Annotated in this window: 15 protein-coding genes; 12 read left to right on the top strand and 3 right to left on the bottom strand. The window is 36.1% G+C overall.

The genetic code is table 11. The annotated features are described in order from the left end of the window. Nucleotides 1-58 precede the first annotated feature (58 nt). From PEPE_RS05660 to PEPE_RS05620, 9 genes are all read left to right on the top strand, one after another. Nucleotides 59-733, top strand: a complete 675-nt coding sequence (locus PEPE_RS05660) for a histidine phosphatase family protein (RefSeq protein WP_011673535.1) — start codon at nt 59-61, stop codon at nt 731-733. Between the two features lie 13 nt (nt 734-746). Beyond that, nucleotides 747-1,397, top strand: coding sequence for a tetratricopeptide repeat protein (locus PEPE_RS05655; RefSeq protein ID WP_011673534.1), 651 nt, complete (start codon nt 747-749; stop codon nt 1,395-1,397). After that, nucleotides 1,397-3,841 (top strand): SF1B family DNA helicase RecD2, encoded by a 2,445-nt coding sequence (gene recD2 / locus PEPE_RS05650; protein WP_011673533.1) that lies wholly within the window; start codon nt 1,397-1,399, stop codon nt 3,839-3,841. The genes PEPE_RS05655 and recD2 overlap by 1 nt, the downstream gene beginning before the upstream one ends. Nucleotides 3,842-3,909: 68 nt before the next feature. After that, the gene (locus PEPE_RS05645; RefSeq protein WP_002833472.1) at nt 3,910-4,887 is read left to right on the top strand and encodes a ribose-phosphate diphosphokinase; all 978 of its coding nucleotides are present in this window, start codon (nt 3,910-3,912) and stop codon (nt 4,885-4,887) included. Between the two features lie 90 nt (nt 4,888-4,977). Next, entirely contained in the window at nt 4,978-6,030 is a 1,053-nt protein-coding gene (locus PEPE_RS05640; protein ID WP_002833471.1) for an AI-2E family transporter, read from the top strand. 124 nt (nt 6,031-6,154) lie between these two features. Next, nucleotides 6,155-6,910, top strand: a complete 756-nt coding sequence (locus tag PEPE_RS05635) for a DeoR/GlpR family DNA-binding transcription regulator (protein ID WP_178084808.1) — start codon at nt 6,155-6,157, stop codon at nt 6,908-6,910. Further along, the gene (gene pfkB, locus PEPE_RS05630) at nt 6,907-7,818 is read left to right on the top strand and encodes a 1-phosphofructokinase (protein WP_011673531.1); all 912 of its coding nucleotides are present in this window, start codon (nt 6,907-6,909) and stop codon (nt 7,816-7,818) included. The genes PEPE_RS05635 and pfkB overlap by 4 nt, the downstream gene beginning before the upstream one ends. 11 nt (nt 7,819-7,829) lie before the next feature. After that, complete coding sequence (locus PEPE_RS05625; RefSeq protein ID WP_011673530.1) at nt 7,830-9,743, top strand: PTS fructose transporter subunit IIABC; 1,914 nt, start codon at nt 7,830-7,832, stop codon at nt 9,741-9,743. Nucleotides 9,744-10,105: 362 nt separating this feature from the next. Further along, on the top strand, nt 10,106-11,596 hold the full coding sequence (locus PEPE_RS05620; RefSeq protein WP_011673529.1) for a LysM peptidoglycan-binding domain-containing C40 family peptidase: 1,491 nt from the start codon (nt 10,106-10,108) through the stop codon (nt 11,594-11,596). 178 nt (nt 11,597-11,774) lie between these two features. On the opposite strand, the gene rnjA is transcribed toward PEPE_RS05620, so the two are convergent. Beyond that, a complete protein-coding gene (gene rnjA, locus PEPE_RS05615) occupies nt 11,775-13,451 on the bottom strand; it encodes a ribonuclease J1 (protein WP_002833466.1) in 1,677 nt (558 codons plus the stop codon). Between the two features lie 4 nt (nt 13,452-13,455). Next, nucleotides 13,456-13,671 (bottom strand): DNA-directed RNA polymerase subunit epsilon, encoded by a 216-nt coding sequence (locus PEPE_RS05610; protein ID WP_002833465.1) that lies wholly within the window; start codon nt 13,669-13,671, stop codon nt 13,456-13,458. A gap of 162 nt (nt 13,672-13,833) precedes the next feature. Between PEPE_RS05610 and PEPE_RS05605 the strand changes: the two genes are divergently transcribed. Further along, a complete protein-coding gene (locus PEPE_RS05605) occupies nt 13,834-14,301 on the top strand; it encodes a hypothetical protein (RefSeq protein ID WP_011673528.1) in 468 nt (155 codons plus the stop codon). A gap of 96 nt (nt 14,302-14,397) precedes the next feature. Here PEPE_RS05605 and def read toward each other — a convergent pair whose 3' ends face one another. After that, nucleotides 14,398-14,952, bottom strand: coding sequence for a peptide deformylase (def, locus tag PEPE_RS05600; RefSeq protein WP_011673527.1), 555 nt, complete (start codon nt 14,950-14,952; stop codon nt 14,398-14,400). A gap of 84 nt (nt 14,953-15,036) precedes the next feature. On the opposite strand from def, the gene PEPE_RS05595 reads away from it, so the two are divergent. Both PEPE_RS05595 and PEPE_RS05590 read left to right on the top strand, forming a co-directional pair. After that, nucleotides 15,037-15,336: a UPF0223 family protein gene (locus PEPE_RS05595; RefSeq protein ID WP_011673526.1), complete on the top strand. Its 300-nt coding sequence runs from the start codon at nt 15,037-15,039 to the stop codon at nt 15,334-15,336. After that, on the top strand, nt 15,320-16,105 hold the full coding sequence (locus tag PEPE_RS05590; RefSeq protein ID WP_002833460.1) for an inositol monophosphatase family protein: 786 nt from the start codon (nt 15,320-15,322) through the stop codon (nt 16,103-16,105). Before PEPE_RS05595 ends, PEPE_RS05590 begins: the two co-directional genes overlap by 17 nt. Nucleotides 16,106-16,122: the final 17 nt, after the last annotated feature.

Below are 16,122 nucleotides of genomic sequence, written 5' to 3'. Positions count from 1 at the left end.
CCTAGGATTCATTTAATGTTAAAATTATTAGTAACTATGTAAAAGAAGGACAAGAATTTTGACGAAATTATATTTTATTAGACACGGTAAAACAGAATGGAATTTAGAGGGACGCTATCAAGGTGCCAATGGTGATTCTCCACTATTGAAAGAAAGCTACACGGAAATTTCACAATTAGCTAGTTTTCTTGCACCTAATAAATTTCAACATATTTATGCCAGTCCTTTACGACGTGCTAGAGTAACAGCTACGACATTACAACATGAGTTGGATGAATTACAAGGTTATCCAACGCCAATTACTATTTCTAGTAGGTTAAAAGAGTTCAATCTAGGTATTATGGAAGGAATGAAATTCGTCGATGTTGAGCGGGAATATACAGATGAAGTGGATGCATTCAGAAACCACCCAGATCGTTATGATCCTACCAAAATTAAGGGAGAAACTTTTCAACATTTAGTAAAACGTATGAAACCTACTATTTTGCGTATTTGTGAAAAGTATCCTGCTAAAAATGATAATGTAATTATAGTAAGCCACGGAGCGGCTTTAAATGCTCTAATTAATTCACTATTAGAGGTTCCGTTAGCTGATTTAAGGAAACGTGGCGGTTTAGCCAATACGAGTACGACTGTCCTAGCAAGTAATGACTTAGGAAAGTCTTTTGAATTAGTTGATTGGAATAATACTAGTTACTTAAAGAAGCGCATTGACCCAACAGATGTAATTTAATGTAGGTGAAAAAATGACTGAAGATAAGAAAAAACAAGATATAGTTAAAGATTTGATTGATAAAATCGATCAAAATCCGCAAGAAGCTGAAAATTATTATGCGTTAGCTACGGTTTTGGTTAAGCAACAAAGTTTTGACCAAGCTGAAGAACTTTTAGTAAAAGCTCGAGGTTTATTTAAAGATTCGCATAGCGTCGATTTATTAACATACGGTTTGGGAAATGTTTATTATGAATCTGGACTCTATGAGAAGGCTAATGTAGAATTTCAAACTATTAAAGATGCACATCTAAAAAAAGATGCTAATTTAATGATTGCTCAGGGTTACTATGCTCAAAGTCAGTACAAATTAGCTTTTGCTTTTGGACTAACTGCGTTAGAACAGAATCCCCACGATGCTGATACAAATGAATTAATGGGTGATGTTAATTTAGCCCTAGGGGATGCTCCAAGGGCCCAAAAGTATTATGATGCGGCGTTAGAAAATAAAAATACAGCTAAGTTACTATTTAACCGTGGCGTAGTTGAAATGACGTTAACTAAAAAGAAAACAAACATTTATTTTGAACAAGCAAAAAAAATTGATAAAACGTATTTTGAAAGTAGCAAACAACGATTAATTGATATCGATAAATTACTAAGTGAATCTAAGGAAGATGTTTAATGGCATTTGAGAAAATGAATTTATTTGGCGATGCTGACCCAAAAAAGCAGTCTCAAAATAAGATGGTCGAACTGATTGGTGAAATTAGTGCGGTCTTTTTTGAGAGCCCAGATAGTTTATTTAAAGTGCTCCTGGTTACTGTAGAAGAAGATGATTTTGACTGGTCCGAAGAGCAGATTGTCGTTACTGGAAATATTGGTGACGTACAAGAAGGACAGAAGTATCAATTTAATGGAAAACTAATTGCACATCCTAAGTATGGTATGCAAATTCAAGCTAATCAATATCGAGCGTTTATGCCAAATACAGAAGATGGTGTTGTTACATATTTGTCGGGATCACAATTCAAAGGAATTGGAACGAAAACCGCTGAAAAAATTGTTGAAGCTTTGGGATCGGATGCACTTAATGAAATTAAGAAAGACCCTGGAGTTTTAAACGGTCTAAACCTTAAAGAAAAGCAAATTGATATGATTGTATCGGTTTTGGACCAGTCCAATGGATTAGAGGATATCCTTATAAAGCTCAGTGATATGGGGATTACAGGAAAAATTGCTAGTAGTATCGTAAATAAATACCATGAGGATGCAATTAACATCATTGAAGAGAATCCCTACCGATTGGTCGAGGATATCGAAAATATTGGTTTTAAACGAGCTGATGCTATCGCTGCTAGCTTAAATATTAAACCGGATTTTGAAAAACGAATTCAAGCAGGAATTTTAGAAGCAATTAAAACTTGGTGTAATGCCACAGGTGATACTTATATTTTGGCAGATATGCTACTCCAAGAAGCCCGAAAGCTTTTAGGTACGGCTGTAAATGCTGAAGCTATTGCAGATCAAGTTTTACAGCTAGGTAAAGATGGAAAAGTCGTAGGTGAGGACGGCCAAATTTATCTGAAATGGTTATATAATGCTGAGGTCGCTATTAGTTATAACGTTAAACGCATGGTCGGTGAATCGAATTCGAACGTTAAAGGTATTAAGCGGGCAATCAAAGCCGCTGAAAAGAATCTAAATTTAAAGTATGATGATACGCAGAATGCAGCGATTGAACTTGCACTTTCACATCCTCTGACAATTATTACTGGTGGCCCAGGGACAGGGAAGACTACAATTGTTAAGGGGTTAATTAATAGCTTTGCAGAATTAAATGATATTTCGTTGGATATTAACGAATATACGGAAAGTAAATTCCCCATTCAGTTAGCAGCCCCAACTGGTCGAGCAGCTAAAAGATTAAGCCAAGTTACGAATGTACCAGCTAAAACTATTCATCGTTTGCTAGGGTTAAATGGTAATGACGATCTCCAGAATGATGAAATAAAGCAGCTTGAAGGCGATTTGTTAGTTATCGACGAGATGTCTATGGTTGATACTGGATTATTTAGTACGTTGGTTAATGCCATTAATCCAGATATGCAAGTGGTATTGGTAGGAGATAAAGACCAATTACCATCAGTTGGACCAGGACAAATATTTAATGATTTAATTAAAAGTGGTAAAATTCCAACCATTTCGTTAACAAAAATTTATCGTCAAGAACAAGATTCATCGATTATTCAGTTAGCCCACGATATCCAAAAAGGGGTATTACCTGAAGATTTTACCAAAAATAAAAAAGATAAATCCTTCTTTCTAGCCAACGCTAATCAAATTGTTGACGCAATAGATCAAATCGCGCAAAAAGCTGTAGATAAAGGGATTTCTAAGAATGATATTCAAGTTTTAGCACCGATGTATCGAGGTAGTGCAGGAGTAGATGAAATTAACCGACATCTACAAAAAGTTTTAAATCCACCTCAAACGGATAAACCGAAGAAAATCGAATCTGGCAATCAAACTTTTAGAATTGGTGATAAAGTTTTGCAATTGGTTAATTCACCTGAAAATAATATCTTTAATGGTGATATTGGCGAAATTACCGGAATCGTTATGGAAAAGCAAGGCAAAGGCAGAGCTCATCTAGTCGTTGACTATGATGGAAATGAGGTTACGTATGCTAAAACTGACCTTGGACAATTGACCTTGGCATATTGTATTTCGATTCATAAATCACAAGGTAGTGAATTTCCGGTGGTGATTATGCCTATGGTGCATCAATACTATCGAATGTTACAACGCAACCTCTTATATACAGGGCTAACTCGTGCGTCCAATTCGATTATTTTGTTGGGTGAACCTGATGCTTACCAAAGAGCGGTAAGCAATGAATCATCTAATCGAAATACCAGTTTAGAACGTCGAATTAATCCGCAAGTAGAAGTTTTAGCTGAAAAAGTAAACCAAATACAAGTATCAGAACCAGTTGATCAAGAGCAATCAACGTCAGAGCCAGTGGAAGTAGAGCAACCAAAGTATTTAACTACGTCGATGGTTCAAAAAGAACAGGTAGACCCAATGATTGGAATGGAAGGGGTCACACCGTATGATTTTATTTAGTTAATATCTTGAAGTGTGTAGCCTAAGTTGTCTATAATGATAGGTAGATAATAATTGGAGGTTCAGCTGTGGAAGAAAGTAAAACAAAAAGAAGAATGAAAATATTCTCCTTGAATTCAAATCATGCTTTATCTGAAAAAATTGCTGCAGAGGTGGGAATGCCTTTAGGAAAAGCTGCTATTAAGCAATTTAGTGATGGCGAAATCCAAGTAAATATTGAAGAAAGTATTCGCGGGGATGAAGTTTATGTAATTCAATCCATTTCAGACCCTATTAATGATTCATTGATGGAATTATTAATTATGGTTGATGCTTTGCGTCGTGCTAGTGCTAGCCAAATTAATGTTGTTATTCCATATTATGGATACTCTAGACAGGATCGCAAAGCTCGTTCACGGGAACCAATTACAGCTAAATTAATTGCTAATCTTTTGGAAGATGATGCAATTACTCGTGTTCTGACGCTTGATTTACATGCTCCACAAATTCAAGGATTTTTCGATGTTCCAGTTGACCATCTTGCCGCTGCTCCATTGTTAGCAAGTTATTTTAGTGATGGGAGTTTTGATGTCGAAAATATGGTTGTAGTTTCACCTGATCACGCTAGTGTTTCTAGAGCTAGAACCATGGCTGAATTATTAGGCACACCCATTGCAATTATTGATAATCGTAATGAAGAATCTGTGGAAAGTATTAATGAAATTCCGACTGAAATCATTGGAAATGTTAAAAATAAAATTGCTTTGGTTGTCGATGATATGATTGACACAGGAACACGCTTGACGATTTCAGCGGAAGCCCTCCATAACGCAGGAGCAACTGAGGTATATGGTGCTGCAACTCATGCAATCTTTTCTAATAATGCACCTAAAATTTTACAAGAATCCAAATTGTCTAAAATCATTGTTACTGATTCAATTAGAATTGATGCTGATAAGAAATTTGATAAGTTAGTTGAATTATCTGTAGGACCACTTTTAGGAAATGCAATTAAGATGATTTATGATAATGAACCACTTGCTCCATTATTTAAAAGCCAAAAATAATTAAATAAGTGTTAAATAACTTTTTAAATTTTCGATTAAGATCTGTTGCAGATTATAATTTGTGCAGGTCTTTTTATTTGGAGGAATTCAATGGATATATTAGTTCAACAATGGCATAAAAAATCTGTTCAACTTTGGGCAACGCTAGTAGCGCTAATATTGATAATATTTTTATTAAGAGATTTTATGTCGCAAATTTTATTGGTAGTAATTTTTTCCTTTGTGTCACACGTGGGAATTCAAAAGATTAGAAAATACACCAAGGTTAGTCAGCCAATTGGTACAATAATTTTTTATATTGTTTTACTGGCCTTTGCGGGCTTTGTTTTTTCTTTTACGGCCTCGATGATTTATGATCAATTAAAAGGAATTCCTTCTTTAATTAAACATGCTATTGACAGTGATACGTTTAGTAACCACTATGTTCAAACAATCCTTACTGAGATAAATAGAAACTCACAAGCGGTGAAAGGAAGTCAATACATCGCAATGTCTGGGTTAAATCAGCTTGGCAGGATCGGGATTGCTGCGGAACACGTTATAATTGCGTTATTTCTAAGTATGGTATTTAATTTAACTTACAACCATTTACGTGAATTTGGGCATGCTATTTTAAAGAGTAAGTATGATATCATGTTCGGAAATGTATACTACTTACTTCGTAAGTACGTAGTGATACTAGGTACGGTAATTGAAACCCAATTAGTAATTTGTATTATCAATACCGGTTTGATGGTGATTGGTTTATGGATAATTGGGGTGCCTAAACTACTATTAATGGCTATTATTGTCTTTGTTCTAGGTTTAGTCCCCGTTGCTGGAGTTTTAATTTCATTAATCCCCTTGTCAATTGTTGCTTTTTCGGCCAATGGTATTATCTCAATTGCAGAAGTGCTTTGTTTAGTAATATTGATACACTTTTTTGAATCATACTTTCTACACCCAAGATTGATGGCGGGTGCCACTGATTTGCCGGTCTTTGTAACCTTCATTACTTTAATTATTGGAGCAAAAATGTTGGGAACTTGGGGGTTGATTGTTGGTATTCCTACCGTCGCTTTCTTCATTGATTTATTAGGAATTCAATTAAAGCAGCATCATCCTAGAAACCCTAAAGAAGTTATTGAAAGTGAAATTGAATAATTTAGAAGTCGTCTATCAAGTGATAGGCGTCTTTTTTTGATGTAAAATGAACGAAATTGAATTTTTTTGAATTAATTTGATTGATTTTGAACTAAAATGATGGTATATTCTTCTATGGAGGTTGATGAAAGTGCTTACAGAACTTCGAGAACGAAATATTTTACGTTTATTAAGAGAGAAACAAGTTATCAAAGTTGATGAAATTATGCATGCAAATCAATCATCAATTTCTACGGTTCGTCGAGATTTAAAAAAACTTGAAGCAGAAGGAAAGCTAGTCCGTGTTCATGGTGGAGCTCAACTTGAAAATGGGCTTCAAACCGAAACGGATTTTCAAGTTAAATCGAAAATGAATCTATTAGAAAAAAATGAAATTGGGCGACAAGCTGCAGAACTGGTTCAAAGTGGAGAGATTATTTTTCTGGATGCCGGAACTTCCACTGCAACGATCATTCCATACTTGGCAGAAAGCGAGGGACTGTTAGTTGTAACCAATGGATTGACGATTGCTGGATTACTGTCAGATTTTGATATCAATGCGTATCTAGTTGGTGGCCAATTAAAAAATAAAACCCGGGCTTTGATTGGATCAGAGGTAACGGATCGGATTCGAACATTTCAATTTGATCGATGTTTCATGGGAACCAATGGGGTATCCCAAGAATTAGGATTTACCACTCCAGATATTCAAGAAGCCCAGATTAAGTCAGAAGTGATTAAAAGAAGTCGAAATGCTTATGTTTTAGCAGATAGCTCTAAGTTTAATAAGACTTCATTTGTACGTTTTGCAGAATTGCAAGATGCAACAATTATTGCCGACCATTGTCCAGAATGGCTCAAAGCAGAGGAAAATATATATTATATGGAGGTTCAAAAATGATTTACACAGTTACACTTAACCCATCGATTGATTATGTAATCAGTCTGGATGAAATGAAAGTTGGCTTGGTCAATCGCTTGAAGACATCAAGTAAATTTCCGGGTGGAAAAGGGATTAATGTTTCAAGAATTTTAAATGAATTAAATGTGTCTAACACAGCGTTAGGTTTTCTAGGAGGATTTACTGGGAAATTTGTGAATGATGCATTAACAAGATTGAATGTGCAAACCGATTTTGTTGAGATTAAAGAAGATACTAGGATTAATGTAAAAATTCATGCTCAACAAGAAACAGAATTAAATGCTCTCGGGCCTAATATTGATGATGCAGAATTAGCAAGTTTTATCGACAAATTTAATCAAATTGGCAATGGAGATGTTGTTGTATTTTCAGGAAGTATCCCAGCCAATTTACCTCAGAACCTTTATGATCAAATAATTAAAAAAATTAAGGCAAATGGGGCGCAACTTGCAGTTGATACTACGGGACAGGGTCTATTAGATACCTTAGAAAATAATCCAATCGTTATCAAGCCAAATAACCATGAACTTGGAGAATTATTTCATACGGAAGTAACCACCGATGCAGATATTGAGAAGTATGCTAAAAAGTTAATTGAAATGGGCGCTCAAAATGTCATGATTTCAATGGCTGGTGAAGGTGGGATGCTAGTTTCCAAGGATCGTGTGCTTAGAAGTTTTGCTCCAAAAGGCAAAGTCTTAAATTCTGTAGGAGCTGGGGACTCAATGTTGGCTGGATTTGTTGGAGAATTCAATCAGTCACATGATTTAGAAAAAGCCTTTAAAAAAGGTTTAGCGTGTGGAAGTGCCACAGCATTTTCACTGGATATTGCAACTAATAAAAAAATTGACGAGATTTTTAACGAAATTGATGTCTTTGAAAAGTAAGGGGTAAAATTATGGAGATTAAAGATTTACTCAAGAAAAACTTAATGATTATGGATCTAAAAGCAGATTCAAAATCGGATGCAATTAACGAAATGATTGATAAATACGTTAGTGAAGGAATTGTTGCCGATCGTGCGACCTATCTTAAAGGTATTCTAGATCGTGAAGCTGAATCAACAACTGGTATTGGTGATGAGATTGCGATGCCTCATGCTAAGACTAATGCTGTTAATGAGGCAGCGGTGTTATTTGCTAAAAGTAGTAATGGGGTGGATTTTGATGCCTTGGATGGAAAACCTGTAAAATTATTCTTCATGATTGCTGCTCCAGAGGGGGCGAATAACGCGCATCTACAGGCCTTAGCTAAACTATCTAGTTTGCTGATTGACCCAGAGTTGGTAGGAAAATTGAAGAACGCTGAAACTCCAGCGGATGTCTTAGCATTATTTGAAGCTGCAGAAGCAGCAAAAGATGTAGAAGATTCACATGATGCTGAAACAACTGAACCAGTCGATTCAGATAAAAAGTCCTTTATTGTTGCGGTTTCAGCTTGTCCTAATGGGATTGCTCATACTTATATGGCTGAGGCTGCTTTGAAAAAGGCGGCTAAGGAAAAAGGAATCGAGATCAAAGTTGAAACAAATGGTTCCGAAGGTGTAAAGCATCGTTTAACTAATGAAGATATTGAACGAGCTGATGGAGTTATCATTACAGCAGATAAAAAAGTTGAAATGGCGCGTTTCGATGGTAAACCACTTTTAAATCGACCAGTCATTGATGGGATTAATAAAGCTGATGAATTAATTGACTTGGTTGAAGCTAATCAGGCTACTACATTCCATTCTACTGGAAATGAAGCGTCAGAATCTGAATCATCAAACGGTGGTTTTTGGAATGAAATTTATAAAGATTTAATGAACGGTATTTCTCATATGCTACCATTTGTAGTTGGTGGTGGGATTATCATGGCTCTTTCGTTCTTTATTGAGCGATATACGTCAGCAACTAGTTTGTGGTTTACTTTCCCTAATGGAATTGGTAATTATGCCTTTTCATTCTTGATCCCAATTCTTGCCGGTTTTATTGCTCAATCAATTGGTGATTTACCAGCGTTAATGCCTGGGGTTGTGGGTGGTTATATGGCAACCCAGTCAGCTGCGAGCGTAATGCATACAACAAGTGTTTCAGGATTTATTGGTGGATTAATTGCTGGTTTTGCAGCTGGTTTGATTGTCAACGGTTTGAAAAAGTTATTCAAATTTGTTCCTAAGACACTTGAAGGTTTAAAACCAATGTTGATTTATCCAATCTTGAGTTTACTTTTGGTTGGCGCATTAATGTTCTTTGCAGTTAACCCCGTGTTTGCGGCCGTTAATGCATGGGTAACTGGTGTGCTAGAAGGCATGGGAACCGGAAACGCGGTTCTCTTAGGTGCTGTACTGGCAGCGATGATGTCAATTGATATGGGTGGTCCATTTAATAAGGCTGCTTATGCGTTTGCGATTGCAGCGTTTACTTCAACTAAAAATGGTGATTTGATGGCTGCTGTAATGGTGGGTGGGATGATTCCACCTTTAGCTACAGCAATTGCCACAACATTTTGGCCTAAGAAATTTACGGCACAAGAACGTGAAGCTGGAATTTCAAACTGGGTTCTGGGACTATCATTTATTACTGAAGGTGCCATTCCATTCGCAACTGCTGATCCTCTTCGTGTAATTGGATCAAGTATTATTGGTTCAGCAATCGGTGGTGGACTAAGTCAACTTTGGAAGGTTAGTGTTCCGGCTCCTCATGGTGGTATATGGGTAATTGCGTTAGCTGATCATAAATTATTCTACGTTCTATCTGTAGTAATTGGTGCGGTAATAGCCGGTGTAATTATGGGATTATGGAAACCAGTAAAGAATTCAAAAAATGCATAAAAATTCATTTTTATGTATAAAAAATATGGTTTAACTTGGGAGTATTGTTACATTCTTTGTAACAATACTCTTTTTTTGTAATATTGGTGTAACATTAGATAAACATGCATGAAATAAAGGATTTTAAGAAAAAAAGTGTCAAAAGTTATTTGTTTTTTTTAAGTTTTGTTAAACATTGTAGTGGCGGGATTTATAAGATTTTTTTAATTTATGATGAATAGTTAATGTATAAAAAGTGTTTTCAAAATATCTTAAAAATGATAGTATTAAACATGTGCAAAAAACCAATTCTAATTTATTTTGAATATTAACGATAGAAATCATAAAAATTATACGAAAATTTAAGGAGTGGACGAACTTATATGGTTACCAATTCTAAATCAAATGCATCCAAATTATTATTAGCTGGTGCGGCCGGAGCAGGTCTTCTTGTTGCAGGCGGAACACAAGTGATTGCTCATGCTGATTCTGTAAAGGTACAAAAGAGTGATACAGTTTGGGCACTTTCACAAAAATACGGAGTTTCCGTTAAAAGCATTGAATCACTAAATAACATTAATCAAAATAGTCACTTGATTTTTGTTGGACAAGATATCAATATTCCAGGCAAAACAGACTCAAAAGTTACTAAAATTACCGTAAAGAGCGGTGATAGTTTATCAGTTCTTGCTGAAAAATATGGTGTATCTGTTAATGCCATCATGAAAGCAAACAATCTTAGCAGTTCATTAATTATTGTTGGACAAAGTTTAACAATTCCTGCTGCCAATGGTTCAGCAAGTCAAGCTTCAAGTACATATGTACCTCAAGCTACTCAACAAGTTACAGTTCAAGCAAGTAGTGCAGCTGCTCAAACTGTAGTAACACCAGCACCAAGTAGTGCTGCTACAACATATGTAGCACCTGCAAGCAGTGCAGTAACATCACAAGCTGTAACTAGCGTAGCACCAAGTTCAGCTGTATCATCAGCTGCAAGCTCAGTTGCACCATCAAGTAGTGCAGTAACATCACAAGCTGCAACTAGCGTAGCACCAAGTTCAGCTGTATCATCAGCTGCAAGCTCAGTTGCACCATCAAGTAGCGCAGTGACATCACAAGCTGCAACTAGCGTAGCACCAAGTTCAGCTGTATCATCAGCTGCAAGCTCAGTTGCACCATCAAGTAGTGCAGTAACATCACAAGCTGCAACTAGCGTAGCATCAAGTTCAGCTGTATCATCAGCTGCAAGCTCAGTTGCACCATCAAGTAGCGCAGTGACATCACAAGCTGCAACTAGCGTAGCACCAAGTTCAGCTGTATCATCAGCTGCAAGCTCAGTTGCACCATCAAGTAGTGCGGTAACATCACAAGCTGTAACTAGTGTAGCACCATCAAGCGCTGCTACAACTCCTTCATATGCTACACATACTAGTTCAGCTGCAACAACTACTAACACAACCAATGTTGCTAGTTCAGCTGCATCATCAAGTGCTACAACAACAACTACTCAAAATACTGGTTCTGTTACTGGTTTAGCTAGATCTTTAGCTAATAACACAATCCCATACGTATGGGGCGGTAAAACAACTTCAGGTTTTGATTGTTCTGGATTTGTTTCATATGTATACCAACATTCAGCTGGTATTAGTCTTCCAAGCTATACTGTAGCTATGGAATCATATGTAACAAAGAAATCTGTTTCAGCTGCTCAACCAGGTGATTTATTATTCTGGGGTAGCGCTGGTTCAACATATCACGTCGCTATTTATCTTGGTAACAACCAATATGCAAATGCTCCAACATTTGGTCAAAATGCTAAGGTTTCAACAATTTCATCATACTTCTACCCAAGTTTTGCTGGTAGCGTACGTTAAAATTAACTAAGAAAAAAACGTTTCAATTAACCTAGGTTAGTTGAGACGTTTTTTATTTTACCTTTTAAAATTTGGGAAAGGGAACTTTTCATGTTTAGCAAAATTATAGCTAAATAAAAACGCAATCTTTTCAATCATTAGAGATTTATCTCAGAGTTTGATAAGATTGCGTTTTTTATTAATCCATAATTAACATTGGAATAATTACAGGATGACGTTCAGTTTGTTCATATAAGAATTTCTGTAGATCATCAATAATTGCCCGATTAATAGAGGCTTCATTAGCGTGCGGATTTCGCATTGCGTGACGAATTCTCGCAAACATTCGACGCCGACCTTCATTAATTAATTCACCGGATTCTCGCATGTAAACAAATCCTCGTGATAAAAGATCTGGACCGGATTCAATCATCTTAGTTTTTAGGTTAATTGTTGCAACGACAACCACAAGTCCTTCTTCAGAAAGTAATTGACGATCACGTAAAACAACATTTCCGATATCTCCAATACCATTTCCATCTACATATACATCACCGGCACTAAAATGACCAGAACGACGAGCGGAGTCCTTTGTAAGGGCTAAAACATCACCATTGGACATAATAAAGCTATTTTCGAATGGTACGTCACAGTCATGAGCAAGTTCAGTATGCAATTGCAACATTCTATATTCGCCATGAATAGGCATAAAATATTTAGGTTGCATCAAACGTAACATTAGACGTTGTTCATCTTGGCCACCATGACCAGAAGTATGGATGTTATTCACTTTTCCGTGAATTACACGAGCACCAGCTTCTTCTAATTCGTTAATAACTTTATTGACGCTGATAGTATTACCAGGAATTGGGTTACTTGAAAATACGACAGTGTCATCAGGTTGTATTGAAATTTGACGATGAGTGCCGTTGGCAATTCGACTAAGCGCTGCCATCGGTTCACCTTGAGAACCAGTACACATGATCAATACTTTATTAGCTGGTAAATGGTTAAGTTGTTCGGCATTGATTAATGCGTCATCGGGAATATCAAGGTATCCTAGTTCACGGCCGTTAACTAAAGCTGCTTCCATTGAGCGACCAAAAACCGCAATTTTACGACCATGTTTTAGTGCAGCTTCTGTTGCCATCTGGATTCGAGAAATGTTAGAAGCGAAAGTAGCAAAAATAATTCGTCCCTCGACTTCTTCGAAAATTTTACGAATGGACTTACCAACCCAACGTTCAGATTTAGTAAATTCATCACGTTCAGCATTAGTACTATCAGACATTAACAACAATACGCCTTCATCACCAAGTTTAGCCATTTTTTGAAGGTTAGGTGGCTGATGTGTAGTTGGTGTTAGGTCAAACTTAAAATCACCAGTTTCGACAATCACCCCAGAAGGAGTGTGGACGGCAACCCCTAAAGTATCTGGAATCGAGTGGGTGGTTCTAAAGAAGCTAACGCTAGTCTTAGGAAATTTGATTACCGTATCCTCATCAATGATATGAATTTCGGTGGTTTTTAATAGACCATGTTCTTCAAGTTTTCCTTTAATTAAAGCGGCAGCAAGTGGACTAGCATAAATTGGAACGTTAATTTGTTGTAGTAAAAACGGAATACCACCAATGTGGTCTTCATGACCATGTGTGATAACTAAGGCTTTTATTTTTTGTTGGTTAGCAACTAGAAATTGGTAGTCAGGGATAACGTAGTCAATTCCCAATAGTTCATCTTCAGGGAATTTGATTCCAGCATCGACGACAATAATTTCGTCTTGAAATTGAATACCATAAGTATTTTTACCAATTTCATTAAGGCCACCGATTGCATAAACGGCAGTCTCGTTATTTTTAATGTTAATTTTACCCATAAGCTTAGTACTCCACTAGCTTGTAATTTACACCTTGTTGTTCATATTCGAGTGCCTTACCTTCGAGCAATTCGACTTGTTCAACGTTGAAGTCTGGATTGTTAGTTTCGACGCGTTTAATTGCATCTGGCTTCGTTTCAGCTTCAATAAATAGTGAGTGTGTATTCTCACGACGTGGTGTTTCTTTTTTAGATTCTTGATAATAAACTTTAAAAATCATGTTTTTTTCTTCCTTCTTTCGTAAAAATGTGTTCAAATAAAAATAAAAGTTTTGCCCGTTCAATAAGTTGTATTACTACAACGCATCTTTAAACATTTTATCATAGAGGCTGATATAAGTATAGAAACATAGCCTTGAAAGGCGGAGGGACTGGTATCAAAAATGCTAATTAAGTCATTAATTATAATTTTCTTAATTATTTTAGTTGCAGTGCTATTAATTCTTACATATATAAAAAGGAAAAGAATTACCAAAGCAGCTACAATAGTTAGAAATGCAAGTGAAACAATCGTAAATAATGCCATGATCCAAGTAGCTAAGCAGCTTAAAATGGATGGTATGGAATTTGATGGAGCAAAGGGAAAATCGGTCGCAGACGTTTGGGGTCAATCCGTTGTTGGGTTTAATTATCACGCCAACCTCAAACATAGTATGGATATTAAATTAATTGAATCTAAAATCAACAAAATTCTAGCGGAATATTGCCGAAAGCATCAATTAGAAGACGAAGATGGACCTCAATTAAAGGTTTCAGATATTTGGCTTAATCAAAACCATTTAGAGTTAGACGTTGTATATTTAATTAATCGTCAGACTAAAGATTACTTAAATGATCTCAGTAAGCTATAAAAAAGAAGCTATGCCACAAAGGAATGAATAGTCAGAAATTAAGTAGATAACTTAACTTTTGAGATTCACCATGCAGGCATAGCTTCTTTTTTATAATTAGCCGATTAAAATAGCATTATCTTCAATATCTAAAGGATTTTCTTTATTGATATGATCATAGAATAAAGTGCCTTTTAGATGATCAATTTCATGTTGACAAACAATTGCAGGATAATCGCGGAGTTTAATAGTTTTTTCTTCGCCATCCAAGGTTTGGTAACGCACAGTGATGCGGTCGTGACGAGGAACATATCCAGGAACGTCTTTATCGACCGAAAGACAGCCTTCGCCTTCCTCCAAAGCAGCAATTTGAACCGATTGACTAACGATTACAGGATTAACTAATGTTTCTTCTAAATCGATGGTATTATCTGGCCCAGGAACAAGGACTGAAGCCATTTGGATTGATAAACCAATCTGTGGAGCGGCCAAACCAACGCCGGCTCTTAAGTGGTATTTTTCAGCAATGGCTGGATCTTGGCTATTTTTTAAATATTCCATCATTTCATCGGCAACTTTGAGATATTTAGGATCGAGCGGAAAAGTAAGCTTTTCAGCACGTTTTCGTAAAACGGGATTTCCGTCACGAGTGATATCGTTCATTTTAATCAAGATAAAAACCTCCAATTCGTCTAACAACAAGTATAATATATAATATAGTATTAACACAAAATAAATCTTAAAAGGAATATTAAAATGAGTATAAAAGAAACTTTTTCTTACCCAATCGATGAACGCTGGAATACAGCCGAATTAACTGATGTAATTAATTTCTTCGCTATAGTTGAAAAAACTTATCAAGAAGGGGTTAAACGCGAAAAATTTGTTGAAAGTTATCGCAAATTTCAGGTAGTAGTGCCCAATAAGAGTGAAGAAAAAAGACTTTTTAGGGAATTTTTAAGTAATTCTGGTATGGAACCATTTTTAGCGGTTAAACAATTAAAAGATTTAAATATTAAAAAAATTAAGGTGATTGAAAATGAAAAATATAGATAAAGATTTCTTACTTCAATTAGACGCCAAAATAGTGGAATTTCTAGTCAAAGATCGTCAATTTATTTTTGAAAAGATGGGAAAGCATTTGGAAGTTGATGAAAAACAAAACCGCCGAGATTTGGTAACTGAAGTGGATCGTGGTAATCAAGCTCACATTATTGAAGCGTTAAGTCAATTACTCCCTGATGCTAAAATTTTAGCTGAGGAATCTGAAAATGATTTAACTGATGCCAAGGGGTTGATGTGGGTCATTGATCCAATTGATGGGACCATGAATTTTGTTAAGCAACGTGAAGATTTTGCTGTAATGATCGCTCTATATGAAGATGGAAAACCTTTGTTGGGATATATTTACGATGTCATGCGCGATGTTTTATTACATGGCGGACCGGGAATTGGAGTGGTATATAAAAATCAAGATGTAATCAATCCTCCAGCCAATCTAGCTCTAGAAGAAAGTTTAATCGGGTTAAGTGGCCCAATGCTAGTTAATAATGCATATCACTTCCAAGACGTTGAAAAAAGAACGCTAGGAGCTAGAGTTATTGGCAGTGCAGGAATCGAATTTATTCGAGTACTTTTGGGTAAACAAATTGGATATGTTTCTAGCTTAAAACCATGGGATTTTGCTGCTGGAAACGCTTTAGCGGCGGTCTTTGGGTTAAAAGTAGGGTATGTTGACGGAGAGGCTATTAATGTGCTAAAATCGGGCGTTGTACTAGTTGCTACGAAAAAAGCATATTCTGCTATAATGAGTATAGTGAAATAGCATTATGCTGTGACGAA

Source organism: Pediococcus pentosaceus ATCC 25745 (assembly GCF_000014505.1).
Lineage (GTDB): Bacteria > Bacillota > Bacilli > Lactobacillales > Lactobacillaceae > Pediococcus > Pediococcus pentosaceus.
Note: the sequence above shows the minus strand (reverse complement) of the source record. Positions and strands in the feature narration are given on the sequence as shown.

Coding starts and splice junctions, on each gene's coding strand:
- PEPE_RS05640 (WP_002833471.1), top strand. CDS start 4,978: ATGGATATATTAGTTCAACAATGGCATAAAAAATCTGTTCAACTTTGG.
- PEPE_RS05605 (WP_011673528.1), top strand. CDS start 13,834: ATGCTAATTAAGTCATTAATTATAATTTTCTTAATTATTTTAGTTGCA.
- PEPE_RS05595 (WP_011673526.1), top strand. CDS start 15,037: ATGAGTATAAAAGAAACTTTTTCTTACCCAATCGATGAACGCTGGAAT.
- PEPE_RS05590 (WP_002833460.1), top strand. CDS start 15,320: ATGAAAAATATAGATAAAGATTTCTTACTTCAATTAGACGCCAAAATA.
- PEPE_RS05620 (WP_011673529.1), top strand. CDS start 10,106: ATGGTTACCAATTCTAAATCAAATGCATCCAAATTATTATTAGCTGGT.
- rnjA (WP_002833466.1), bottom strand. CDS start 13,451: ATGGGTAAAATTAACATTAAAAATAACGAGACTGCCGTTTATGCAATC.
- PEPE_RS05655 (WP_011673534.1), top strand. CDS start 747: ATGACTGAAGATAAGAAAAAACAAGATATAGTTAAAGATTTGATTGAT.
- PEPE_RS05625 (WP_011673530.1), top strand. CDS start 7,830: ATGGAGATTAAAGATTTACTCAAGAAAAACTTAATGATTATGGATCTA.
- PEPE_RS05610 (WP_002833465.1), bottom strand. CDS start 13,671: ATGATTTTTAAAGTTTATTATCAAGAATCTAAAAAAGAAACACCACGT.
- PEPE_RS05635 (WP_178084808.1), top strand. CDS start 6,155: ATGAAAGTGCTTACAGAACTTCGAGAACGAAATATTTTACGTTTATTA.
- pfkB (WP_011673531.1), top strand. CDS start 6,907: ATGATTTACACAGTTACACTTAACCCATCGATTGATTATGTAATCAGT.
- recD2 (WP_011673533.1), top strand. CDS start 1,397: ATGGCATTTGAGAAAATGAATTTATTTGGCGATGCTGACCCAAAAAAG.